Below are 21,654 nucleotides of genomic sequence, written 5' to 3' on the forward strand. Positions count from 1 at the left end.
TCTCTCATGTCACGCATTGCATTAATCAATATTGATACTCAGCAGTCGTTCCATCACCGCCATTACTGGCGGGAGGACGACATTCCTGCCTTTCAGCAGGCGATGCTGGGACTGATAGAAGGCTGCCAGGCGCGCGGTATTCCGGTCGTGGATATTTTCCATGTCGATGAAGACGGCCCTTTCACCCTACAGAGCGGCTATGTCAAACCAATGGCCTTTTTACGTCATCAACCTGATGTGGTTTTCCAGAAACATGTCCATAATGCTTTCACGGATACCGGGTTGGACCGCTGGTTGCGCGAGCGTGATATCAACCAGCTTATTATCTGCGGCATTCGCACTGAACAATGCTGTGAAACCACTGCACGCGTGGCATCCGATCTGGGTTATGCTGTGACTTTTGTTAGCGAGGCAACGCTTACATTTCCAATGACCTACAAGGGAATTACCCTTAGCTCAGCGGAAATTCGTCATCGTACTGAGACGGTGCTGTCCGGGCGTTTTGCCGAGATTAAAACAGTAGCGGAGACGCTGGAGTCATTGTAATGCGCATCGACGTCTGGTTCGTGATGTTGCCCGGGGTGCTGTCATTAGATATGACGGGACCGGCGGAGACCTTTGTGCTGGCTGGCGACGTGTTTCGTCTGCATTACATTGGCCCGCAACCGGACGTTCCGACGTCGATAGGCCTGACGATGAGCGGCATTAAGCCGCTGCCCGAAAGCCTGCCTCCAGGCAGCCTGTTGGTTCTGCCGGGGGTGAGCGACTCCCGCTGTCAATTCTCAACGCCACAGGCGCAGCAGATCCAGCACTGGTTGATGCGCCTGCAGCCGCAGATCCAACGCCAGGATATAACCGTGATGTGCGTCTGTTCAGGGGCGTTGCTGGCAGCAAAATCAGGCCTGCTGAATCACCGTCAGTGTACAACCCATCATGATGTTATTAACCGTTTACGCACTGCGGCTCCCACGGCGACGATTAAAGAAAACCGGATATTTGTGCAGGATGAGAATATCTGGACCAGCGCAGGGATCACCTCTGGCATCGATCTGGCACTGCATATGATTAACCGCCTGTGCGGCCCGGAAAAGGCGCTGGCCGTGGCACGTGAGATGGTGGTCTGGTTCCGCCGCTCTGGAGATGACCCCCAGTTATCCCCGTGGTTGCGCTACCGCAATCATCTTCATCCGGCTATCCATCGGGCGCAGGATGCGCTCACCGCCGAGCCGCAAAAAACATGGAATTTGCCTGAGATCGCCGCCGTGGCGCATGTCAGCCCACGTCATCTAACCCGGCTTTTTCAGTCGCATTTAGGGATTAGCGTTCGCGATTATCTGGAGCAGTTGCGTCTGGCGGTCGCGGAGCAGTGGTTGTTGCAGGGGCGCGGTGTGGAGCAGGCTTCACTGGCGGCAGGGTTTTCCTCCCCGCGCCAGTATCATCGCGCCCGGCAGCGAAGCGTTAACTGATGAAGCGGCGCGTGTCTATTTTTTGCAGCAGCATCGACAGCAGCAGGCTGACAACCAGTGTGGCGACAAAAATCCAGATAATATCCAGCACCGGCCAGCTTTTCAGCTCAACGCCCCTCGTTCGTAGCGCGTGGATGATCAGCGCGTGAAATCCATAAATCCCCAGAGAATGCCGCGAGATAACGCTCAGCATGGGCAAGGGACGCGTATTCAGGGTATTTTTGGCAAGCGTGAGGAGTGATACGGCACAGATAAAGACCATTGGTCCGCAATACAGATACCAGGTGTCGGCAAAATTTCCACGCCACTGCAACTCGTGCAGCGTCCCGCGTGAAATCACCGCCACGCCAGCGATAAACAACGCCCCACACAGCCAGTTCATACCGCGTTTTTGGGTATCCATCATCCCGATGGCGCGCCCCAGCATGCCATATAGCACGTAGTAAAAAGTATCGCCGCTGATATAGAGGTTGACCGGTAACCATTCAAAACCGTCGAGTTTCTGCGAGACAGCATTCGGGTTGGCAATGACGCCAATGACGACCATCAGAGCCAGGAGCATTTTGCCGCTGACGTTTTTCACCTGAATGAGCGGAGAGACCAGATAGATAACAATAATGGCGAAGAAGAACCACAGGTGGTAGAACACCGGTTTTTGCAGCACGTATTTCAGCGATAACCCGGCATTAATGGAAGTGAACAGGGTGATATAGAGCAAGGCAACGGCGCTGTAAAATCCCAGGCAGGCAGCGATGCGGATGAAGTGCTTCGGTTGCGCGCTGCGCTCGCCAAAAAAGAGAAAGCCGGAAATCATAAAGAATAGCGGCACGCTGACGCGCGAAGCCGCGTTGAGAATATTGGCAATATCCCAGTTAACAGGAGTGATGCTGTGCGGATTGGTGACATACCAGGTCGTCGTGTGGATCATGACGACCATCAGACACGCGATTCCTCTCAGGTTATCAATCCAGTTAATTTTTGACTGCATCAGTTCCTCGTTTTCCCTGTAAATTGAGTGTGACTACCATTGTCCAAAAGTCTTCGTCTGGAAAATTCTGAGTTTTATTCATCAGACTTGTAGGGAGGCCGCGAGATTCGCAGAATGCCCGACCATAATCTATAAAAGCTTTGATACTAAAAATAACAGCCACTGACCAGGGCGGTGATAAAAATGATGATGAAGCGTGTGGCGTCACTCTTTCTGCTGTTCATGCTGGCAGGGTGCAGTGCCCCACAAGAAGCCCCCGTGCAAAAAGCGCAGCAGGGGAAAATAAGCCCGGAACGTTCGCTGAATATGGAACAGCTCTGTAAGGGGCAGGCGGCCCGACGCTATAACTCGGACGTGCAGAAAATTGATGTCACCGGGTTTGAGCGCTTTCAGGGAAGTTATGAGCTGAGGGGTTATACATCCCGTAAAGAAGGCTTTATCTGCTCGTTTGATGCGGACGGCCAGTTTTTACACCTCTCCATGCGTTAGCCTGCTCGTATAATCTACAGCCAGACGCCATCAGCGCTCTGGCTCGACGGCTTATTTCCCAATTTTCCCTAAACAAACCCGTTTCATACTGTATATCTTGCAGCCAGCGGGTATACTGGTCCCTTCCATTTAAAACCACACGTATCCAGCACGAAATACTATGCAAAAGTTTGATACCAAGACCTTCCAGGGCCTGATCCTGACCTTACAGGATTACTGGGCTCGTCAGGGCTGTACCATTGTTCAACCTTTGGACATGGAAGTCGGCGCAGGCACTTCACACCCGATGACCAGCTTACGCGCGTTGGGGCCAGAGCCAATGGCGACCGCGTATGTGCAGCCTTCCCGTCGTCCGACCGATGGTCGCTACGGTGAGAACCCGAACCGTCTGCAGCATTACTATCAGTTCCAGGTGGTGATTAAGCCATCACCAGACAATATTCAGGAACTGTACCTCGGGTCACTGAAAGAGCTGGGTATGGATCCAACCATTCACGACATTCGTTTCGTGGAAGACAACTGGGAAAACCCAACGCTGGGTGCCTGGGGTCTGGGTTGGGAAGTGTGGCTGAACGGCATGGAAGTGACCCAGTTCACTTACTTCCAGCAGGTTGGTGGTCTGGAATGTAAACCGATTACCGGTGAAATCACTTACGGTCTGGAACGTCTGGCCATGTATATTCAGGGCGTAGACAGCGTTTACGACCTGGTCTGGAGCGACGGCCCGCTGGGTAAAACCACCTACGGCGACGTGTTCCATCAGAACGAAGTGGAGCAATCCACCTATAACTTCGAATACGCGGACGTGGACTTCCTGTTCACCTGCTTCGAGCAGTACGAGAAAGAAGCGCAGCAGTTGCTGGCGCTGGAGACTCCGCTGCCGCTGCCTGCTTACGAGCGTATTCTGAAGGCCGCCCACAGCTTCAACCTGCTGGACGCCCGCAAAGCCATCTCCGTGACTGAACGTCAGCGCTACATTCTGCGTATTCGTACCCTGACCAAAGCCGTTGCAGAAGCTTACTATGCGTCCCGTGAAGCCCTTGGCTTCCCGATGTGCAATCGAAACAAATAAGAGGCGGCCATGTCTGAGAAAACTTTCCTGGTGGAAATCGGCACTGAAGAGCTGCCACCAAAAGCCCTGCGCAGCCTGGCTGAATCTTTTGCTGCGAACGTGACCGCCGAGCTGGATAACGCTGGCCTGGCACACGGTAAAATTGAATGGTTTGCTGCACCGCGTCGTCTGGCGCTGAAAGTGGCAAATCTGGCGGCGTCTCAGCCGGATCGCGAAGTCGAAAAACGTGGCCCGGCAATTGCCCAGGCGTTTGACGCCGAAGGTAAACCGAGTAAAGCGGCTGAAGGCTGGGCACGTGGTTGCGGTATTACCGTTGATCAGGCTGAGCGTCTGACCACCGATAAAGGCGAGTGGCTGCTGTACCGTGCACATGTGAAAGGCGAAAGCGCGGAAGCGCTGCTGCCGGACATGATCGCGACCTCACTGGCTAAGCTGCCAATTCCTAAGCTGATGCGCTGGGGCGCGTCTGACGTACACTTCGTGCGTCCGGTGCACACAGTGACCCTGCTGCTGGGCGATACTGTTATTCCTGCCACCATTCTGGGTGTAGCGTCCGACCGTGTGATCCGTGGCCACCGCTTTATGGGCGAGCCTGAATTCACCATCGACAACGCCGATCAGTACCCAGAGATCCTGCTGGAACGCGGTAAAGTCATTGCTGACTACGAACAGCGTAAAGCAAAAATCAAAGCGGACGCAGAAGAGGCGGCACGCAAGATTGGCGGTAATGCCGATCTGAGCGACAGTCTGCTGGAAGAAGTGACCTCACTGGTAGAATGGCCGGTTGTACTGACCGCGAAGTTTGAAGAAAAATTCCTGGCTGTTCCGGCTGAAGCACTGGTGTACACCATGAAGGGTGACCAGAAGTACTTCCCGGTTTATGCCAACGACGGCAAACTGCTGCCAAACTTCATCTTCGTTGCCAATATCGAATCCAAAGATCCGATCCAGATTATCTCTGGTAACGAAAAAGTGGTTCGTCCACGTCTGGCGGATGCGGAGTTCTTCTTCAACACCGACCGTAAAAAGCGTCTGGAAGACAACCTGCCGCGCCTGCAAACCGTGCTGTTCCAGCAACAGTTGGGTACGCTGCGTGACAAAACTGACCGTATCGCGGAGCTTTCTGGCTGGATCGCACGTGAAATTGCTGCGGACGTAAACCACGCCACTCGTGCTGGCCTGCTGTCCAAGTGTGACCTGATGACCAACATGGTGTTCGAATTTACCGACACCCAGGGTGTGATGGGGATGCACTACGCGCGTCACGATGGCGAAGCGGAAGATGTGGCAGTTGCCCTGAACGAGCAGTATCAACCGCGCTTTGCGGGCGACGAACTGCCGTCTAACCCGGTAGCTTGCGCCGTCGCGATTGCCGATAAGATGGACACTCTGGCGGGTATCTTTGGCATTGGTCAGCATCCGAAAGGTGATAAAGACCCGTTCGCGCTGCGTCGTGCTGCACTGGGCGTACTGCGTATCATCGTTGAGAAGAACCTGAACCTGGATCTGCAGACCCTGACTGAAGAAGCGGTGCGTCTGTATGGCGACAAGCTGACCAACGCGAAAGTCGTGGATGATGTGATCGACTTTATGCTCGGTCGTTTCCGCGCGTGGTATCAGGACGAAGGTTACACCGTCGATACCATTCAGGCGGTACTGGCGCGTCGTCCAACCCGTCCGGCCGATTTCGATGCACGTATGAAGGCGGTGTCCCACTTCCGTACGCTGGAAGCGGCATCAGCCCTGGCTGCGGCCAACAAGCGTGTATCCAACATTCTGGCGAAGTCTGATGAAACCCTGAACGAGCGCGTGAACGCCGCGACCCTGAAAGAGCCGGAAGAGATCGCTCTGGCAATGCAGGTTGTAGTGCTGCGTGACAAGCTCGAGCCGTTCTTCGCTGAAGGTCGCTACCAGGAAGCGCTGGTAGAACTGGCGGAACTGCGTGACGTTATCGACGCCTTCTTCGAAAAAGTGATGGTGAACGTAGAAGATAAAGAACTGCGTATTAACCGTCTCTCTATGCTCGAGAAACTGCGTGAGCTGTTCCTGCGAGTGGCGGATATTTCGCTGCTGCAGTAATGTGCCCGTTGCTACAAATGCTAAAAACCCGCTTCGGCGGGTTTTTTTATGGTGTGTTGTTGAAAATTTAACCTTGAAATGGTCAACACATTACCGCTATCCTTATCTCGTTAACTTTCTCGCGCTGGAGCGCCCCCCAAAAATGAACAAACACGACTGATGAATTTCGATCCTTGCTAAACGCCACCGCGTCGGCAGGGGATGTTTTGATTTCATTCAGGAGTGCTTATGGCTCATTTTGCGCAGTCCCCTTCTTTTATTTTGCATCAGGTCACCTGTCAATTTGCGACGGGCGATATCCTTTTTGGTCCGCTGAATTTTTCTCTGGAACCGTCTTTGTGCGCACTGGTTGGCCGCAACGGCAGCGGTAAAACGCGTCTGCTGCGCTTGCTTGCAGGGCTTGATGAGCCCGCAAGCGGGCATATCGAACGTACAGGAACACACGTCTATGTGGCTCAACAGCAGGATATTTTGCCGCACACTACGCTGGCTGAGCTGCTCGGATACGAGGCAATCTTCGCGGCGCGATCGCGTATCGACAGCGGGGACTATCAGCCTGAAGATCTGGAAATGCTCGACGGGAACTGGGATTTAGCAGAACGCCTGAGCGAGGCGTTTATCCATGCGAAATTGCCACCGTTTGACCCCGATAAAATAGCCAGCGAATTCAGCGGCGGTGAGCGCATTCGCGCCCTGCTGTGCGGCGCATTTACAGCACAAGCAGATTATCTGTTGCTGGACGAACCCACCAACCATCTTGATCGACAAGGCCGGACGTGGCTTTACGACCAGCTTGCCTGCTATCAGGGTGGTGTGCTGGTGGCCTCCCACGATCGCGAACTGCTGGAGAAGGTGCCACGTATTCTTGAACTGAGCGCCTCGGGTCTGCGCAGCTACGGCGGGAATTACGCGGACTATACCCATCAGCGCGATTCCGAACAGCAGGCGGCTCGTGCGGCTCTGGAACATGCGGCGACGGAGCGAAAACGCACCCGAGCGCGAATGCAAAAAGAGCATGACGACAGCCAGCGGCGTTCGGCAAAGACATTGCGCACCGTCGATACCCTGAATATCGCGTCGTTCGAGCGGGTTAAATATAAAGGCGCGGCAAAGGAGCGGATCGGCTCCTGGAAAAAACAGCACAGCGATCAAAATGAAGCACTGAACGCCGCGGTGAACAAGGCTCGCGAGCGGGTTGAAGCGGATAATCCGGTGATGTTTACCTTGCCGGGAAGTCAGATCCCCGAAGGGAAACAGGTGCTGGTTCTGGAGGATCTGGTGTTGCCGCATGTGAATATCCCGCCGCTCAACTGGCGAATGTCCGGGCCGATGCGCGTGGCGTTGAAGGGACCGAACGGCTGCGGAAAATCGACATTGTTGAAAGCGATCCTCGGTGAGAATACCCCTCGTTCCGGTGCCTGTAAGGTATCTGTAAGCTGTGCTTATCTCGACCAGCATCTGTCTCAGCTTGATCTTTCACAGTCGGTCATGACGCATCTCAATCTGGGGAATACACCGCTGGATGAGGGCGTGATACGAACCCGTTTAGCCCAGCTTCAACTGGGGGCCGACAAGGTCACGCTCCCGCTGGTGGAGTTGAGCGGCGGCGAGCGTCTGAAGGCTGCCCTGGCCTGCGTACTTTGGCGCGCGGAGGCTACGCAGCTCCTGCTGCTGGATGAACCGACCAACCATCTGGATCTGGCATCAGTCCAGGCGATTGAATCGGCACTGGCTGGTTTCCCCGGTGCGCTGCTGGTGGTGTCACACGATGAGGCATTTTTAAAAGGGTTAATGTTGACGCATGAGCTGGCGTGGGAAGAGGAGGGGTGGCGCTGTGAAAGTCTTTAAACACAAGCCCCCGCACAGGCGGGGGCATTCGAACGTTATTACGCTATCTGTTTGCTGAATGCAGGGCTGGCCTGAATCAGGCGCATCAGCTTTAGCTCGGTTGGTGTGGGTTTTTCACGTTTTGACTCCCACTCCTGAACCATAGCCACGCTGACACCCATTGCTCTGGCGAATTCTTCGGTTTTCAGCCCTGTCCCTTTGCGCAATTGCTCATATTCTGTAAAGGGATTGGACTTTTGTTGCAGGGTAATCGTCTGCGGTACATCTTTAAAAATAATCTGTTCCAGACTGCTCAGCAGCTCAAACTCAGGATCTTTATATTCCATTGAGAACTCCTCTTAAATCACACATCGGGATCAAGAACATCAGAGAGCCAATTAAGAATAGTCCCTAATACAAACGAGGGATCGTCAGGGTTGTGATTAATCGTGCGGAAAAGATCGCTTTACCCGTAACAGCGATATGGGTAGTTATGCTAATTACCTGATTACTCATATGTCGGCTTCGTCATGAATTTTTTGTAAAGGGTAAGAAATAAATCGGCAATAGCCGTTTTGATTGAAAAGAGTATCTTGCAAGGCTGACCTGGACTATCCTTGTCAGCGTCGGGCACGCGTGTGCCGGTGTGCGCTTTTTTGGGTGAAAGGAGTAATAAAATGGCGACAGGAAAGTCCTGCTCTCGCTGGTTTGCGCCTATTGCGGCGTTGTTGATGGTTGTTAGCCTGAGTGGGTGTTTTGATAAAGAAGGCGATCAGCGCAAAGCGTTTATCGATTTTCTGCAGAATACAGTGATGCGCAGCGGTGAGCGGTTGCCGACGCTGACTGCGGATCAGAAAAAACAGTTTGGCCCCTTCGTGTCCGATTACGCCATTCTTTATGGCTATTCACAGCAGGTGAGCCAGGCGATGGATTCCGGTATTCGTCCGGTGGTGGATAGCGTGAACGCTATCCGCGTGCCACAGGATTATATGACCCAGCGTGAACCGCTGCGCCAGTCCAACGGTGCTCTCGGCGTGCTGAGCCAGCAACTGCAGAATGCGAAAATGCAGGCTGATGCGTCACGTTCAGCGCTGAAGCAGGGCGACGATCTCAAACCTGTCTTCGACAAAGTGTATGAGAAAGTGGTGACGAAACCTTCTGAAGCGCTGCAGCCGTTGATTCCGGCCGCACAAATTTTCACGCAGCAGTTGGTTCAGGTGGGTGACTTCATCTCCCAGCAGGATACTCAGGTGAGCTTTGTTGCCAACGGTATTCAGTTCCCGACCTCGCAGCAGGCAAGTCAGTACAATACGCTGATTGGGCCGCTGGCCTCCCAGCATCAGGCCTTTAGTCAGGCGTGGACTGCAGCGGTCACCGCCACAGAATAAACTAAAAAAACCCCGCTTCAGGCGGGGTTTTTTTATTCCTGATTAAAATAACGCTTGTCATTCCTCTGGCACATCGGTATAACTGTTCGCGTCGGTTTGTTACACAGACCTAAAGCAGTTTAGTAAAGCAGTCCAGATTGTTATCCATAGATACCCTTCGTAGTGACCCTTCCTTCATCGCTTAAAAATCTGTAACGCAATCCATCAAGCCGGAAGGCACAATATATTTGTTAATAAGGTAATTTCTATGTCTGCTAAAATGACTGGTCTGGTAAAATGGTTCAACGCTGATAAAGGTTTCGGCTTCATCACTCCTGACGATGGCTCTAAAGACGTGTTCGTACACTTCTCTGCTATCCAGAACGATGGCTACAAATCTCTGGACGAAGGTCAGAAAGTTTCCTTCACCATCGAAAGCGGCGCTAAAGGCCCAGCAGCTGGTAACGTTGTAAGCCTGTAAGCTTCCAACCCAGTAGCAAAGAATTTAAAAACCCGCCTTCTGGCGGGTTTTTTTCGTTTCTACTGTTGTATCTGCGGGTTGACGCAGTTTAGCTCCACTTTTCCTCTGAGTGCGGCGATCAGGTTATCTACCGCCGTGGCCGCCATATTGTAGCGCGTTTCATGAGTGGCTGAGCCGATATGGGGCAGGGCAACCACGTTAGGCAGCGAAAGCAGGGGAGAATCCACCGGCAGCGGCTCCTGCTCAAATACGTCCAGACCTGCGGCATGGATCTCGCCGTTTTGCAGGGCTTCAATCAGCGCCTTCTCATCCACCACCGGGCCACGACCCGCGTTGATGAAAATGGCTGATTTCTTCATTTTCGCGAATTCCTCTTTGCCAATCAGATGATGCGTTTCTTCCGACAGCGGCAGGATCAGGCAAACATAATCGGCTTCCTGCAACAGCATATCCAGCTCGCAATAGCGCGCGTTAAAGCGCTCTTCAGCTTCACTGTGATGGCGGCGCGCGTTATACAGAATCGGCATGTTAAAACCAAAATGTGCGCGCTGCGCCAATGCCAGCCCGATACGTCCCATGCCAACAATGCCCAGCGTTTTGCCGTGAACATCCACACCGAACCAATCCGGACCAATGCTCTTTGTCCATTCGCCCGCTTTGACGCGTTCAGCCACTTCCACCACGCGACGGGCCGTGGTGAGTACCAGCGCCATCAGCGTGTCGGCCACGGTTTCCGTCAGGGCATGTGGCGTGTGCATCAGCAGGATCTTGCGGGCATTAAGGGCATCCACATCGAAGTTGTCATAACCCACTGAAACGGTAGAGGTAGCACGAAGCTTCGGCATTTTTTCCAGCAGGGTGACATCCACTTTTTCGCTTGAACCCAGCAGACCTTCAGCGCTGGCGAACGCTTCGGCGTGCTGTGCCACGGTCTCCGGGCTCAGGTTCTTCACCTGCGTGACGGTGAAGTGTTCTTCAAGACGTTTCTGCAGATCTTCCGGCAGGGCTTTATACAAAATGACGGACGGCTTCATGCTAATCTCCGTTGATTTTTAAGGATTCAGGCGTGACGTGCGCCGACGGGGTGTTGTTGATTGTTAGCAGGCTTAACAATCAGAGTAAGCCACACGGAGGTGAAAAGCGCTACCCCCATAAAGATGTACGACGCTGACGGACTGCCGGTGACACCGTTCAGGTATCCGACAAACCAGGAGCCGCAGAACGAACCCAGCGCGCCCATACTGTTAATCAGCGCCATTGCGCCACCCGCCACATTACGCGGTAGCATTTCCGGGATGATGGCAAAGAACGGACCGTACGGGGCGTACATGGCGGCACCGGCAATGACCAACAGGGCGTAAGAGGCCCAGAAGTGATTCGCACCTACAGCCCAGGAGCCAATGAAAGCAAAGGCAGCGATCAGCAGCAGTGGCCAGACAAACAGCTTGCGGTTCTGCAGCTTGTCCGAGGCCCAGGAGGCGATAATCATGGCAATGGTCGCCGCCAGATACGGTACAGAAGCGAGCCAGCCCACTTCTACCATGCCGAGGTTCTCGCCTCCGCTGCGGATAATCGACGGCAGCCACAGCACAAAACCGTACACGCCGATGCTCCAGGTAAAATACTGTGCACAAAGCAGGATCACGTTACGGGAGCGGAAGGCTTCACCATAGTTACGTACAGCCTTCAGACCTTGTTGTTCTTTATCCAGCTGTGCCTGCAGCGCCGCTTTTTCGTCTTCGGAAAGCCATTTCGCCTGCGCAGGTTTATCTTTCACCAGCACCCACCAACAGAAGGCCCAGATAACCGCGGGTACCCCTTCGATGATAAACATTTCACGCCAGCCGAAGGATTGGATCAGGTAACCGGAAACCACCGACATCCACAGTACCGTGACCGGGTTACCGAGGATCAGGAACGTGTTCGCCCGCGAGCGCTCTGATTTGGTAAACCAGTTGCTGATGTAGATCAGCATCGCTGGCATGACGGCTGCCTCAACGACACCGAGGATAAAGCGAATAGCGGCCAGGGCTGGAATATTGTTCACCACGCCGGTCAGTGACGCGCAGGCACCCCACAGGATCAGGCAGATAAAGATCAGCTTACGCACGCTGCGGCGTTCGGCGTAGATAGCGCCGGGGATCTGGAAGAAGAAATAACCCAGGAAGAAAAGGGCACCCAGCAGGGAGGAGATACCTTTGGTGATCCCGAGGTCTTCGGTGATCCCCGCCGCGGACGCGAAACTGAAGTTGGCACGATCAAGGTACGCCAGGCTGTACGTGATAAACACGATTGGCATGATGTACCACCAGCGTTTTACTGCATTGGTTGAACTGTTCATAGGCTTGCCTCTGTTGTTGAGGTTGTTACCGCCGTTGTCTGTAGGGTACACGGTGGTTTGTTTTGTTGGGTGAAGGTATGTTTATTCGTTAAGCTCTGCTCGGGTTGGTAATCCTTCACTGTCGCCTTGCACCTGAATAGCCAGCGAACCTATCCTGTTGCCCCGCGCGACGGCTTGCTGCAGTGGTTTACCTTCCAGCAGAGCGCTAATGACTCCCACGGCAAAGCCATCGCCCGCGCCGACGGTGTCGACCACGTTTTCAACTTTTACCGCAGCGACCGCGCCTTGTTCACCTTCGGCGGTTTTAAACCATGCGCCATCGGCACCGGTCTTCAACACCACTGCTTTTACGCCTTTATTCAGGTAGAAGTCGGCGATGCCTTCTGGTGTGCTTTCACCGGTGAGGATCATCCCCTCTTTCACTCCCGGCAGAACCCAGTCCGCCTGGAATGCCAGATGGTTAAGTTTCTCCACCATTTCCGCTTCACTTTTCCACAGCACCGGCCGCAGGTTAGGATCGAAAGATATCGTTTTGCCCTGGGCCTTCATGGTCGATGCTGCATGATCCAGCAATGCGTATGAGCTGGCTGAGAGCGCTGCCGCCACACCACTCAGGTGCAGATGGCGTGCAGAGGCAAAATAGTCAGCGTGGTAATCTTCCACTGAGAGATGGCTTGCCGCCGACCCTTTACGGAAATACTCCACAATGGGATCGGTTCCATTTTCGACCTTAGATTTAAGCTGAAAGCCGGTCGCGAAGCGTCCGTCGAGCGTCACACCTGCCGAATCAATCCCTTCTTTTTTCAACGAGTCGAGAACGAAATGACCAAAGCTATCGTCCCCTACGCGGCTGACCCAGCCCACGTTCAGGCCGAGACGCGCCAGGCCGGTCGCGACGTTCAGCTCTGCGCCAGCCACGCGTTTGATGAAATGCTCTACCGCGCTCAGCTCGCCGGTTTCGGTAGCGACAAACATCGCCATGGCCTCGCCGATCGTAATGACATCCAGCGTCTTGTGCATGGTTTACTCCTCGCGCAGCAGGTTGACGTAATGGCGGGTAACGGCGGTTAAATCCGTCCCTTCCAGCGGAAACTCGATACCTCGCGGGGCATCGGCGGGCAGCTGGCAGAGCAGATCCAGCCAGCGCGCATCAGCACGATCCGGTGCCACGGCGCGGAAATTATCCTTATGCGGAACGGCGGCTTTAACGTGGATATAGCTCACAGCAGGGGCCAGATGACGGGCGGCTTCTTCAGGGGAGTCGCCGACCCATAGCCAGTTACCCATATCGAAGGTCAGTGTCACGGGAAGTGCCATCTCCCGGCAGGCAGCTTTAAAGCGCTGCATTGGTGCAAGCTGGCCGCAGTCGGTCTGATCGTTTTCCACCACCAGCGCCATGCCGCTTTTATTCAGCAGGTTCCGCAGGGCTTCAAGCGGCTGGGTGTCGCTGAAATACCCGAGAGAAACTTTCAGCCACAGCGCATTCAGGGTGCTGGCCTCGGAGAGATAGCGGGGCAGGTCCGGGTTTAGGGTGCCGTCGGGCATAAACAGGGCGGCGGGGGCGGAATAACACGCCAGCAGGCCCAACAGTTCAATAGATTCACCCAGCGCAGGCAGGGCCAGTAACTCTTCGCTGTTGAACAGCTCGCGGCGGATCTCCACGCCGTCGGCACCTGCACCCGCAATCACGGGAAGCATTGCCCGTTGACCGCCTGCCTGTCGCACCTGTTCCGCGCCGTACGCGGCGGTGACCACCATGATTTTCCTGCCCATCTTCGGACTCCATCGCAACATATCAATGTTATTACGCTAGATGGAACCGGTTCCAAAGGAAAGTTCAGGATGTCGAAATTATGATCGGTATCACAAGGGAAAATTAACGCGCGGTGGAGCCGCGAACGATCAGCTCGCCAGAGAAGACCTGCTCGCGTACGGCATCACTGGTGCCTTCAATACGACGAACCACTTGTTCTACAGCAGCATAGCCAATCTGCCAGGTGGGTTGTTTGAGGGTGGTGATACCGACGCCCGCCAGTTCTGCCCACTCCAGTTCATCGAACCCCAGCAGACCAATATCGCTGCCCCAGTGCAGGCCAATCCGCTTGAGCGAGCGGGCGACTTGCAGCGTCAGTGCCCCGTTGGCGGAAATGACGGCTTTGCGCATCCCACGATGTCGGGTGTGGAACTGACGCAGGGTGTTGTCGAGTCGATCGGCTTCGTGCAGTGGGGTTTCGGCATTTTCGGCGATCACGCCGGGATAACGTTCCAAAGTGGCGCGAAATGCGCTCAAACGCTCGCGACGCGTGTTAACCATCCCCAGTGGTTCACTCAGAAATAGAATGGCTTCGAAACCCTGTTCGATCAGATGCTCGGTGGCGGTAGTGGCGGCCTGGGTGTTATCCAGTCCGACGACATCGCAGGCGAATTCAGGAATTTTACGGTCAATCAGGACCATAGGCAGGGACGATTGTTGAAGGCGGTTTAGACCTTCTTCACGCATACCCACGGCGTTAACCACAATCCCTTCCACCTGGTAGCTACGCAGCAGATCGAGATAATGCAGCTCCTGGTCGACTTCGTTGTTGGTGTTACAGACCAGTGGCGTAAAACCTTTCTCGCGACAGGCGGCTTCAATACCGCTCAGCACGTTTACGGAGTAAGGGTTGGTGATATCGGCGATGATAAGCCCGATAAGACGGGTACGTCCCCGTTTGAGCCCGCGTGCCATGATACTGGGGCGGTAGTCGAGATCGGCAATGGCCTGTTCAATACGAGCCAGCAGCGCATCGGACAACAGGTGTTTTTCGCCGTTGAGATAACGCGAAATGCTGGTTTTACCGGTTTTGGCGGCTTTCGCCACGTCGCTGATGGTGGCCCGGGCTGGTTTGCTCATCGCTGATTTCCCTGAATTTAGTGAGAATACCTTAGCGGGAAAATCAACGATGGCAAGTGGTTCATGCCCTCACTTCGACCCTCTCCCACGGGGAGAGGGGGAAATGCGATTACTGCACAGGGCTTAACGTAATCTCAACGCGGCGGTTTTGCGCTTTGCCTTCCGCCGTGCTGTTGCTGGCGATAGGGTTGGCAGGACCCATTCCGCTGGTGCGGATGCGGTTCGCTTCAACGCCCTGAGTGATCAGCGAACTGGCCACGGAATCGGCGCGCTGTTGAGACAGACGCATGTTCAGATCCTGGCTACCGGTGCTGTCGGTGTAGCCAATCACGTTCACAGCGGTCTTGTTATACTCTTTCAGCACCATCGCCACACCGGTCAGGGTGTTCGCACCCGCAGGTTTCAGCGTTGCGCTGCTGCTGTCGAAGGTAACATTGTTCGGCATGTTCAGAATGATGTTGTCGCCACTACGCGTCACACTCACGCCGGTTCCCTTCATTTTGTCGCGCAGTTTCGCTTCCTGCACGTCCATGTAATAGCCGACGCCACCGCCCAATGCTGCCCCCGCCGCTGCACCAATCAGTGCGCCTTTACCACGGTCTTTCTTGGAGGAGGAGAGGGCGCCAACGCCAGCCCCTACCAGCGAGCCGATACCCGCGCCGATGCCGGATTTACCCGCCTGGCTTTCACCGGTGTAAGGGTTAGTTGTGCAGCCAGAAACAGCCAGTGCACCGCTCACCAGAGCGGCAATAACGAGTACGCGTTTTTTCATCTTCTTTCCTTAATCCTTTTTATTCTTTGCCACGGCGAGCGTGGCAGTTGATTATGACGTCCAGATACGGAGAAAATTCCGGGTATTACTCTGAAATTTGTGACAAACCATAAACTGCCTCAACCAGAAGGCGGTAAACCTGCACGCAACCAGGAGCGCACGCTTGAGCACCTCAACGAAAACCATTCTGACCGCCGCCCACTGGGGGCCGATGCTGGTCGAAACCGATGGCGAAAATGTTCTGTCCTCCCGCGGGGCACTGCCAACCCAACATCCCAACTCGTTACAGACCGCCGTTCGCGATCAGGTGCATAGCAAAACGCGCGTGCGCTGGCCGATGGTGCGTAAAGGTTTTCTGGCCTCGCCGGAAAAACCGCAGGGAATCCGTGGTCAGGATGAGTTTGTTCGCGTGAGCTGGGATGAGGCGCTGGCGTTGATTCACGCCCAGCATAAGCGCATCCGTGATACCTGGGGACCGTCGTCCATTTTCGCCGGGTCTTACGGCTGGCGTTCTAACGGTGTGTTACACAAGGCCTCGACGTTGCTGCAGCGTTATATGAGCCTGGCGGGGGGCTATACCGGTCATCTTGGCGACTATTCCACCGGTGCGGCGCAGGCGATCATGCCGTACGTGGTGGGGGGAAACGAAGTTTATCAGCAACAGACCAGCTGGCCGCTGGTGCTGGAGCATACCGACGTGGTGGTGCTGTGGAGCGCTAACCCCCTAAATACGCTGAAAATTGCCTGGAATGCCAGCGACGAACAGGGTATTGGGTATTTCGACGCGCTGCGCAAAAGCGGTAAGCGCATCATCTGTATTGACCCGATGCGCTCTGAAACCATGGATTTCTTCGGTGACAGTGCCGAGTGGATTGCCCCGCATATGGGCACCGACGTGGCAATGATGCTGGGTATCGCCCATACGCTGGTCGAAAACGGCTGGCACGATGGCGAATTCCTGAGGCGTTGTACCACTGGCTTCGATAAATTTGCCGACTACCTGACGGGCCAATCCGATGGGGTAGCGAAAACGGCAGAGTGGGCGGCAAATATTTGCGGCGTTACTGCGGATAAAATCCGCGAACTGGCGGCGTTGTTCCATAAAAATACCACGATGTTAATGTCTGGCTGGGGAATGCAGCGCCAGCAGTTTGGAGAGCAGAAACACTGGATGCTGGTGACGCTTGCCGCAATGCTTGGGCAGATCGGCACGCCGGGCGGGGGTTTTGGTCTCTCCTATCACTTTGCGAACGGCGGTAACCCAACGCGTAAAGCGGCGGTGCTGGCGTCTCTGCAAGGCTCGGTGCAGGGCGGCGTGGATGCCGTGGATAAAATCCCGGTGGCGCGTATTGTTGAAGCCCTGGAAAACCCGGGTGGGTTTTATCAGCACAATGGTCTGGACCGTCACTTCCCGGATATTAAATTTGTCTGGTGGGCGGGCGGGTCGAACTTCACGCACCATCAGGATACCAATCGCCTGATCCGTGCCTGGCAGAAACCGGAACTGGTGGTGATCTCAGAGTGCTTCTGGACAGGTTCGGCTAAGCATGCCGACATCGTGCTGCCAGCGACAACCTCGTTTGAGCGTAACGATCTCACCATGACCGGTGACTACAGCAACCAGCATATGGTCCCAATGAAGCGCGTTGTGGCCCCACGCGATGAAGCGCGGGATGATTTTGACGTGTTTGCTGAACTGAGCGAGCTGTGGGAAGCAGGTGGCCGCGAGCGTTTTACCGAAGGTAAAACGGATCTGCAGTGGCTTGAGACGTTCTACCAGATAGCCAGTCAGCGCGGTGCCGCCCAGGGTGTGACACTCCCACCGTTTACTGAATTCTGGGAAGCGAACCAGATATTCGAGATGCCAGAGAGCGAACAGAACGCACAGTTTGTCCGTTTCGGGGACTTCCGCCGCGACCCGGAGAACCACCCGCTGAAAACCGAGAGCGGAAAGATTGTCATCTACAGCGAGCGCATTGCCAGCTTTGGGTATGCCGACTGCCCGCCGCACCCTACGTGGCTCGAGCCGGACGAATGGCACGGCAATGCCCAGCCGGAGCAGCTCCAGGTGTTGTCTGCTCATCCAGCGCACCGCCTGCACAGCCAGCTTAACTATACCTCGCTGCGCGAACAGTATGCGGTTGCCGGGCGAGAACCGATCACGTTGAATATCCTCGATGCCAAAGCCCGTGGGATTGTAGACGGTGACGTGGTGCGCGTCTGGAACCAGCGGGGACAGGTCCTGGCCGGTGCAGTGGTGAGTGACGGGATTAAACCGGGTGTGCTGTGCATTCACCAGGGGGCATGGCCAGATCTTGAGCCGGCCGAAGGCGGTATCTGTAAAAACGGGGCGGTCAACGTGCTGACCAAAGATCTCCCCAGCTCGAAGCTGGGGAATGGTTGTGCAGGGAATACGGCACTGGCATGGGTCGAAAAGTATGAGGGACCCGAGCTTACCTTAACGGCGTTTGATCCGCCTGCCAGCTCATGATCCAGGTCGGATGTTGGGTGTCATCCTGCCAGGCGCTGTCTTCAATGCGAAAGCCCTGAGCATGGTAGAAATTCACCGCCCGGACATTTTTCTGGTACACCTCCAGGCTTAAATACGGGAAGCGCTGTTGAACATGGTTCAGCAGCGCTTGCCCGATGCCTTTCCCGATGTATGGCGGCGCGACAAACAGTGCCCCGACAAACTTAGACTGCATCACGCTGATAAATCCGCAAGGTTCGCCATCCTGTTCCCAGACCCAGGTTTCAGCCGAAGGCAGGTAAACGTCCCGCACCATCGCCTCGTTCTCTTTCCAGTAACTTGCCTCGATAAACGGATGCGCTTCTGTGGTGCTTTCAAGCCATAGGCTCAGAAGTGGCGCGGTATTCTCATTTTGCCATTTGCGGATCATGATGGCCTCCCGGATGACAGAAGCAGCCGGTAACGTGGTCGTTGACCAGGCCACAGGCCTGCATAAAGGCGTAGCAGATGGTGGAGCCGACAAATTTAAAACCGCGTTTTTTCAGGGCCTTAGAGAGTGCATCTGATTCAGGCGTCGATGCCGGGATCTCTGCCAGCGTGGCGGCGTGGGTGATTTGCGGAGCGTTATTCACAAACGACCAGACAAAGTCTGAGAATGATTCGCCGTTTTGTTCCATCGCCAGCCAGGCGCGTGCATTGCCGATGATGGCCTGAATTTTACCGCGATGGCGGATGATGCCGGCATCCAGCACCAGTCTTTCGACGTCCTCATCGGTCATGGCGGCGACGGCGACAGGATCAAACTGGTGGAAGGCATTGCGGTAGTTTTCGCGTTTCTTGAGCACCGTAATCCACGATAACCCCGCCTGCTGGCCCTCAAGGCAGATCATCTCAAAGAGTTTTTTACCATCCTTCTCCGGCACGCCCCATTCCTGGTCGTGATAGTCGATATAAAGCTGATCCTGGCTTACCCAACCACAACGTTCCATCTGTCATCTCCCTTAATGATACTGATTTCGCAAAATTTTCATCCAGACTGGCTTGACGTGTTTACTATAAAGACAATAGTTAATACAGGGCCATATGCTCTATAAGCTCTTCCTGAATAACGACAAATATCGCCGAATTCGGCTCTCTCTGGGGTCGCGTTGATGATGATAAAAAAAATCAGTGGTCGCCATGCTGCTTCTGGCCTGGTGGGAATTTCAGCCTGCCTGTTTTTTTGTAATACAGCGTCTGCCTGGCAACAGGAATATATCGTTTCAGACGCCCAAAATCATACGGCGGAACGCTATACATGGGATGCGGATCACCAACCGCGTTACGAGGATATTCTTGCTGAGCGTATTCAGACTTCACAAAATGCGCCAGGCCTTGCCCTGAATGTACCGTCTGGCAGTACGACTGAGGGGGCAATGAGCGTGGGCTGGAATTTTCCCATTTCAGCGCATATCACCACCGGCCCGGTCGTGGCGTGGCGGTACGACGGCACGGCTCCCATGATGATCAATGAATTTGGTGATAGCGCGTCGACACAGTCAATCACTGACCCACTCTGGCATGCCAGTGTTAGCACGCTGGGCTGGCGCGTGAATACCCAATATGGCGACCTTCGTCCCTGGGCGCAGATCAGCTATAACCAGCAGTATGGTGAAAACCAGTGGAAATCTCAGTTTGGCATGCCACAAACGCCAGCCCCGGCGCAAAACGGGAACTGGATGGATGTCACCGTCGGTACGGATATTCCGTTTAACACGCATGTAGCGGCCTATGCGTCGCTCGCTCAGGGGGAACGTACCTCCACAGGTGAGGAATTTATGTACACTCTGGGTGTGAACGCGAATTTTTAGAGTTGTTACTTTTTTAAACGTTACGATAACATCTCAAATACAACAACCACAGGGGTTGTAGCGATAGCAGGTACTAACACGCTATCGCTTCATTCCCCCACAAGGTCATTCATTCCTGATTCCAGGCATTTCATTCCATTCTTCCTGCATTTCATGCCGTTTTACCCCAGGTCTTTTAAGGTTTTGTTTATCGTTGTCCTCAGCGAACTTCCTTAATTTCTCTTGCAGGACAACTGCCATGAACACATCAACTTATAACCGTACGCGCTGGCTAACGCTCTTTGGCACCATCGTCACCCAGTTTGCGCTGGGTTCGGTCTATACCTGGAGCCTGTTTAACAGTGCGCTTTCCGATAAACTCGGCGCCCCTGTCAGCCAGGTTGCGTTCTCTTTTGGCCTGCTGAGTCTCGGGTTGGCGCTCTCATCTTCAGTTGCGGGCAAGCTGCAGGAGCGTTTTGGCGTGAAGCGTGTGACCATGGCCTCCGGCATTCTGCTGGGCGTGGGCTTTTTCCTGACCGCGCATTCCAATAACCTGATGATGCTGTGGCTGAGTGCTGGCGTGCTGGTGGGCCTGGCAGATGGTGCAGGCTACCTGTTGACCCTCTCGAACTGCGTAAAGTGGTTCCCGGAACGTAAAGGCCTTATCTCTGCGTTTGCCATCGGTTCTTATGGCCTGGGCAGCCTCGGTTTTAAATTTATCGATTCTCATCTGCTGGCTTCCGTTGGTCTCGAAAAAACCTTCATGATCTGGGGGGTTATCGTTCTGGTCATGATCCTCTTTGGTGCTACGCTGATGAAAGATGCGCCTCAGCAGGAGGTTAAATCCGTGAATGGTGTGGTGGAGAATGATTTCACCCTGGCGCAATCTATGCGTAAACCGCAGTACTGGATGCTGGCGGTGATGTTCCTGACGGCCTGCATGAGTGGTCTGTACGTCATCGGTGTGGCGAAAGATATCGCTCAGGGAATGGTGAAACTGGATGCGGCAACGGCTGCGAATGCGGTGACTGTGATCTCCATTGCCAACCTTTCCGGGCGTCTGGTGCTGGGTATTCTGTCTGACAAAATCGCCCGTATCCGTGTGATTACGATTGGCCAGGTTGTTTCGCTGGTGGGCATGGCGGCGCTCCTGTTCGCGCCTCTGAATGAAACAACCTTCTTCGCGGCGATTGCCTGCGTTGCGTTCAACTTCGGTGGCACCATTACGGTCTTCCCGTCGCTGGTGAGCGAATTCTTTGGTCTTAACAATCTCGCGAAAAACTACGGTGTTATCTATCTTGGCTTCGGGATCGGCAGTATCTGCGGTTCGCTGATAGCCTCACTGTTCGGCGGGTTCTATGTGACCTTCTGCGTGATCTTCGCCTTGCTGATCATTTCGCTGGCGTTGTCTACGACGATTCGTCAGCCGCAGCGGGAAGTCTTTAAAGAAGCGCATGCCTGACAACGAAGAAAAAGGCCGGTCATCCGGCCTTTTTTATCGCACAATATTGCCTTTAGACGCATTTGTCGGATTCTGGGTCTGCTTTTTTGTAAATAACTGTACCGATCACACACTCTGC

21 protein-coding genes are annotated in these 21,654 nt (G+C 54.5%); 11 read left to right on the forward strand and 10 right to left on the reverse strand.

The annotated features are described in order from the left end of the window. Positions 1-6 precede the first annotated feature (6 nt). Both WB237_RS20555 and WB237_RS20560 read left to right on the forward strand, forming a co-directional pair. Complete coding sequence (locus tag WB237_RS20555) at positions 7-546, forward strand: isochorismatase family protein (protein WP_336215948.1); 540 nt, start codon at positions 7-9, stop codon at positions 544-546. Beyond that, positions 546-1,466: a GlxA family transcriptional regulator gene (locus tag WB237_RS20560; RefSeq protein ID WP_336215950.1), complete on the forward strand. Its 921-nt coding sequence runs from the start codon at positions 546-548 to the stop codon at positions 1,464-1,466. The genes WB237_RS20555 and WB237_RS20560 overlap by 1 nt, the downstream gene beginning before the upstream one ends. On the opposite strand, the gene WB237_RS20565 is transcribed toward WB237_RS20560, so the two are convergent. After that, positions 1,459-2,454: an acyltransferase gene (locus WB237_RS20565; RefSeq protein WP_336215952.1), complete on the reverse strand. Its 996-nt coding sequence runs from the start codon at positions 2,452-2,454 to the stop codon at positions 1,459-1,461. The two genes, WB237_RS20560 and WB237_RS20565, sit on opposite strands and share 8 nt — an antisense overlap. A gap of 183 nt (positions 2,455-2,637) precedes the next feature. Between WB237_RS20565 and WB237_RS20570 the strand changes: the two genes are divergently transcribed. The 4 genes from WB237_RS20570 to WB237_RS20585 all read left to right on the forward strand — a co-directional run bounded on the left by WB237_RS20570 (position 2,638) and on the right by WB237_RS20585 (position 7,942). Further along, positions 2,638-2,943 (forward strand): YsaB family lipoprotein, encoded by a 306-nt coding sequence (locus tag WB237_RS20570; RefSeq protein WP_028018256.1) that lies wholly within the window; start codon positions 2,638-2,640, stop codon positions 2,941-2,943. A gap of 160 nt (positions 2,944-3,103) precedes the next feature. Beyond that, positions 3,104-4,015 (forward strand): glycine--tRNA ligase subunit alpha, encoded by a 912-nt coding sequence (glyQ, locus tag WB237_RS20575; protein WP_003860141.1) that lies wholly within the window; start codon positions 3,104-3,106, stop codon positions 4,013-4,015. Between the two features lie 9 nt (positions 4,016-4,024). Continuing rightward, entirely contained in the window at positions 4,025-6,094 is a 2,070-nt protein-coding gene (gene glyS, locus WB237_RS20580; protein ID WP_336215954.1) for a glycine--tRNA ligase subunit beta, read from the forward strand. 228 nt (positions 6,095-6,322) lie between these two features. Next, positions 6,323-7,942, forward strand: a complete 1,620-nt coding sequence (locus tag WB237_RS20585) for an ABC-F family ATP-binding cassette domain-containing protein (RefSeq protein WP_336215957.1) — start codon at positions 6,323-6,325, stop codon at positions 7,940-7,942. A gap of 38 nt (positions 7,943-7,980) precedes the next feature. On the opposite strand, the gene WB237_RS20590 is transcribed toward WB237_RS20585, so the two are convergent. Then, on the reverse strand, positions 7,981-8,268 hold the full coding sequence (locus WB237_RS20590) for an HTH-type transcriptional regulator (RefSeq protein ID WP_028018260.1): 288 nt from the start codon (positions 8,266-8,268) through the stop codon (positions 7,981-7,983). A 330-nt stretch (positions 8,269-8,598) separates the two neighbouring features. Here WB237_RS20590 and WB237_RS20595 point away from each other — a divergent pair, with 330 nt between their 5' ends. Continuing rightward, positions 8,599-9,309 carry a DUF3053 domain-containing protein gene (locus WB237_RS20595; RefSeq protein WP_114978921.1) on the forward strand — a complete coding sequence of 237 codons (711 nt, stop codon included), beginning with the start codon at positions 8,599-8,601 and terminating at the stop codon, positions 9,307-9,309. Between the two features lie 247 nt (positions 9,310-9,556). Next, the gene (gene cspE, locus WB237_RS20600) at positions 9,557-9,769 is read left to right on the forward strand and encodes a transcription antiterminator/RNA stability regulator CspE (RefSeq protein WP_003860775.1); all 213 of its coding nucleotides are present in this window, start codon (positions 9,557-9,559) and stop codon (positions 9,767-9,769) included. A 59-nt stretch (positions 9,770-9,828) separates the two neighbouring features. On the opposite strand, the gene ghrB is transcribed toward cspE, so the two are convergent. The 6 genes from ghrB to WB237_RS20630 form a co-directional block, all read right to left on the reverse strand. Next, positions 9,829-10,803, reverse strand: a complete 975-nt coding sequence (ghrB, locus tag WB237_RS20605) for a glyoxylate/hydroxypyruvate reductase GhrB (RefSeq protein WP_336215962.1) — start codon at positions 10,801-10,803, stop codon at positions 9,829-9,831. A gap of 26 nt (positions 10,804-10,829) precedes the next feature. Further along, complete coding sequence (locus WB237_RS20610; RefSeq protein ID WP_336215964.1) at positions 10,830-12,110, reverse strand: MFS transporter; 1,281 nt, start codon at positions 12,108-12,110, stop codon at positions 10,830-10,832. Positions 12,111-12,191: 81 nt separating this feature from the next. Beyond that, positions 12,192-13,130, reverse strand: a complete 939-nt coding sequence (locus WB237_RS20615) for a sugar kinase (RefSeq protein WP_128348611.1) — start codon at positions 13,128-13,130, stop codon at positions 12,192-12,194. A gap of 3 nt (positions 13,131-13,133) precedes the next feature. After that, positions 13,134-13,883 carry a sugar phosphate isomerase/epimerase family protein gene (locus WB237_RS20620; protein ID WP_236921393.1) on the reverse strand — a complete coding sequence of 250 codons (750 nt, stop codon included), beginning with the start codon at positions 13,881-13,883 and terminating at the stop codon, positions 13,134-13,136. Positions 13,884-13,986: 103 nt separating this feature from the next. After that, complete coding sequence (locus WB237_RS20625) at positions 13,987-15,003, reverse strand: LacI family DNA-binding transcriptional regulator (RefSeq protein WP_208595182.1); 1,017 nt, start codon at positions 15,001-15,003, stop codon at positions 13,987-13,989. Between the two features lie 109 nt (positions 15,004-15,112). Next, complete coding sequence (locus tag WB237_RS20630) at positions 15,113-15,775, reverse strand: OmpA family lipoprotein (protein WP_028018267.1); 663 nt, start codon at positions 15,773-15,775, stop codon at positions 15,113-15,115. A 211-nt stretch (positions 15,776-15,986) separates the two neighbouring features. Between WB237_RS20630 and WB237_RS20635 the strand changes: the two genes are divergently transcribed. Further along, positions 15,987-18,266: a molybdopterin guanine dinucleotide-containing S/N-oxide reductase gene (locus tag WB237_RS20635; protein ID WP_336215993.1), complete on the forward strand. Its 2,280-nt coding sequence runs from the start codon at positions 15,987-15,989 to the stop codon at positions 18,264-18,266. On the opposite strand, the gene WB237_RS20640 is transcribed toward WB237_RS20635, so the two are convergent. Both WB237_RS20640 and tag read right to left on the reverse strand, forming a co-directional pair. Beyond that, positions 18,229-18,675, reverse strand: a complete 447-nt coding sequence (locus WB237_RS20640) for an N-acetyltransferase (RefSeq protein ID WP_336215972.1) — start codon at positions 18,673-18,675, stop codon at positions 18,229-18,231. The genes WB237_RS20635 and WB237_RS20640 overlap by 38 nt on opposite strands. Beyond that, positions 18,653-19,234 (reverse strand): DNA-3-methyladenine glycosylase I, encoded by a 582-nt coding sequence (gene tag, locus WB237_RS20645; protein WP_049006069.1) that lies wholly within the window; start codon positions 19,232-19,234, stop codon positions 18,653-18,655. Before tag ends, WB237_RS20640 begins: the two co-directional genes overlap by 23 nt. 162 nt (positions 19,235-19,396) lie before the next feature. On the opposite strand from tag, the gene WB237_RS20650 reads away from it, so the two are divergent. Both WB237_RS20650 and WB237_RS20655 read left to right on the forward strand, forming a co-directional pair. Then, positions 19,397-20,095 (forward strand): autotransporter domain-containing protein, encoded by a 699-nt coding sequence (locus tag WB237_RS20650; protein ID WP_336215975.1) that lies wholly within the window; start codon positions 19,397-19,399, stop codon positions 20,093-20,095. Positions 20,096-20,333: 238 nt separating this feature from the next. Continuing rightward, the gene (locus WB237_RS20655; RefSeq protein WP_114978908.1) at positions 20,334-21,536 is read left to right on the forward strand and encodes an L-lactate MFS transporter; all 1,203 of its coding nucleotides are present in this window, start codon (positions 20,334-20,336) and stop codon (positions 21,534-21,536) included. Positions 21,537-21,654 lie beyond the last annotated feature (118 nt).

Origin of the sequence: Enterobacter sp. P82 (genome assembly GCF_037053385.1) — a bacterium.
In the GTDB taxonomy this organism is placed as follows: Bacteria; Pseudomonadota; Gammaproteobacteria; order Enterobacterales; family Enterobacteriaceae; genus Enterobacter.

Excerpts from the sequence above, each read along its gene's own strand:
- WB237_RS20650 (WP_336215975.1), top strand. The coding sequence starts at position 19,397 with ATGATGATAAAAAAAATCAGTGGTCGCCATGCTGCTTCTGGCCTGGTG.
- WB237_RS20635 (WP_336215993.1), top strand. The coding sequence starts at position 15,987 with ATGCTGGTCGAAACCGATGGCGAAAATGTTCTGTCCTCCCGCGGGGCA.
- WB237_RS20595 (WP_114978921.1), top strand. The coding sequence starts at position 8,599 with ATGGCGACAGGAAAGTCCTGCTCTCGCTGGTTTGCGCCTATTGCGGCG.
- WB237_RS20560 (WP_336215950.1), top strand. The coding sequence starts at position 546 with ATGCGCATCGACGTCTGGTTCGTGATGTTGCCCGGGGTGCTGTCATTA.
- WB237_RS20590 (WP_028018260.1), bottom strand. The coding sequence starts at position 8,268 with ATGGAATATAAAGATCCTGAGTTTGAGCTGCTGAGCAGTCTGGAACAG.
- WB237_RS20570 (WP_028018256.1), top strand. The coding sequence starts at position 2,638 with ATGATGATGAAGCGTGTGGCGTCACTCTTTCTGCTGTTCATGCTGGCA.
- tag (WP_049006069.1), bottom strand. The coding sequence starts at position 19,234 with ATGGAACGTTGTGGTTGGGTAAGCCAGGATCAGCTTTATATCGACTAT.
- WB237_RS20655 (WP_114978908.1), top strand. The coding sequence starts at position 20,334 with ATGAACACATCAACTTATAACCGTACGCGCTGGCTAACGCTCTTTGGC.
- WB237_RS20625 (WP_208595182.1), bottom strand. The coding sequence starts at position 15,003 with ATGAGCAAACCAGCCCGGGCCACCATCAGCGACGTGGCGAAAGCCGCC.
- WB237_RS20565 (WP_336215952.1), bottom strand. The coding sequence starts at position 2,454 with ATGCAGTCAAAAATTAACTGGATTGATAACCTGAGAGGAATCGCGTGT.
- WB237_RS20610 (WP_336215964.1), bottom strand. The coding sequence starts at position 12,110 with ATGAACAGTTCAACCAATGCAGTAAAACGCTGGTGGTACATCATGCCA.
- ghrB (WP_336215962.1), bottom strand. The coding sequence starts at position 10,803 with ATGAAGCCGTCCGTCATTTTGTATAAAGCCCTGCCGGAAGATCTGCAG.
- WB237_RS20640 (WP_336215972.1), bottom strand. The coding sequence starts at position 18,675 with ATGATCCGCAAATGGCAAAATGAGAATACCGCGCCACTTCTGAGCCTA.
- WB237_RS20585 (WP_336215957.1), top strand. The coding sequence starts at position 6,323 with ATGGCTCATTTTGCGCAGTCCCCTTCTTTTATTTTGCATCAGGTCACC.
- WB237_RS20630 (WP_028018267.1), bottom strand. The coding sequence starts at position 15,775 with ATGAAAAAACGCGTACTCGTTATTGCCGCTCTGGTGAGCGGTGCACTG.
- glyS (WP_336215954.1), top strand. The coding sequence starts at position 4,025 with ATGTCTGAGAAAACTTTCCTGGTGGAAATCGGCACTGAAGAGCTGCCA.
- WB237_RS20620 (WP_236921393.1), bottom strand. The coding sequence starts at position 13,883 with ATGGGCAGGAAAATCATGGTGGTCACCGCCGCGTACGGCGCGGAACAG.
- cspE (WP_003860775.1), top strand. The coding sequence starts at position 9,557 with ATGTCTGCTAAAATGACTGGTCTGGTAAAATGGTTCAACGCTGATAAA.
- WB237_RS20555 (WP_336215948.1), top strand. The coding sequence starts at position 7 with ATGTCACGCATTGCATTAATCAATATTGATACTCAGCAGTCGTTCCAT.
- WB237_RS20615 (WP_128348611.1), bottom strand. The coding sequence starts at position 13,130 with ATGCACAAGACGCTGGATGTCATTACGATCGGCGAGGCCATGGCGATG.
- glyQ (WP_003860141.1), top strand. The coding sequence starts at position 3,104 with ATGCAAAAGTTTGATACCAAGACCTTCCAGGGCCTGATCCTGACCTTA.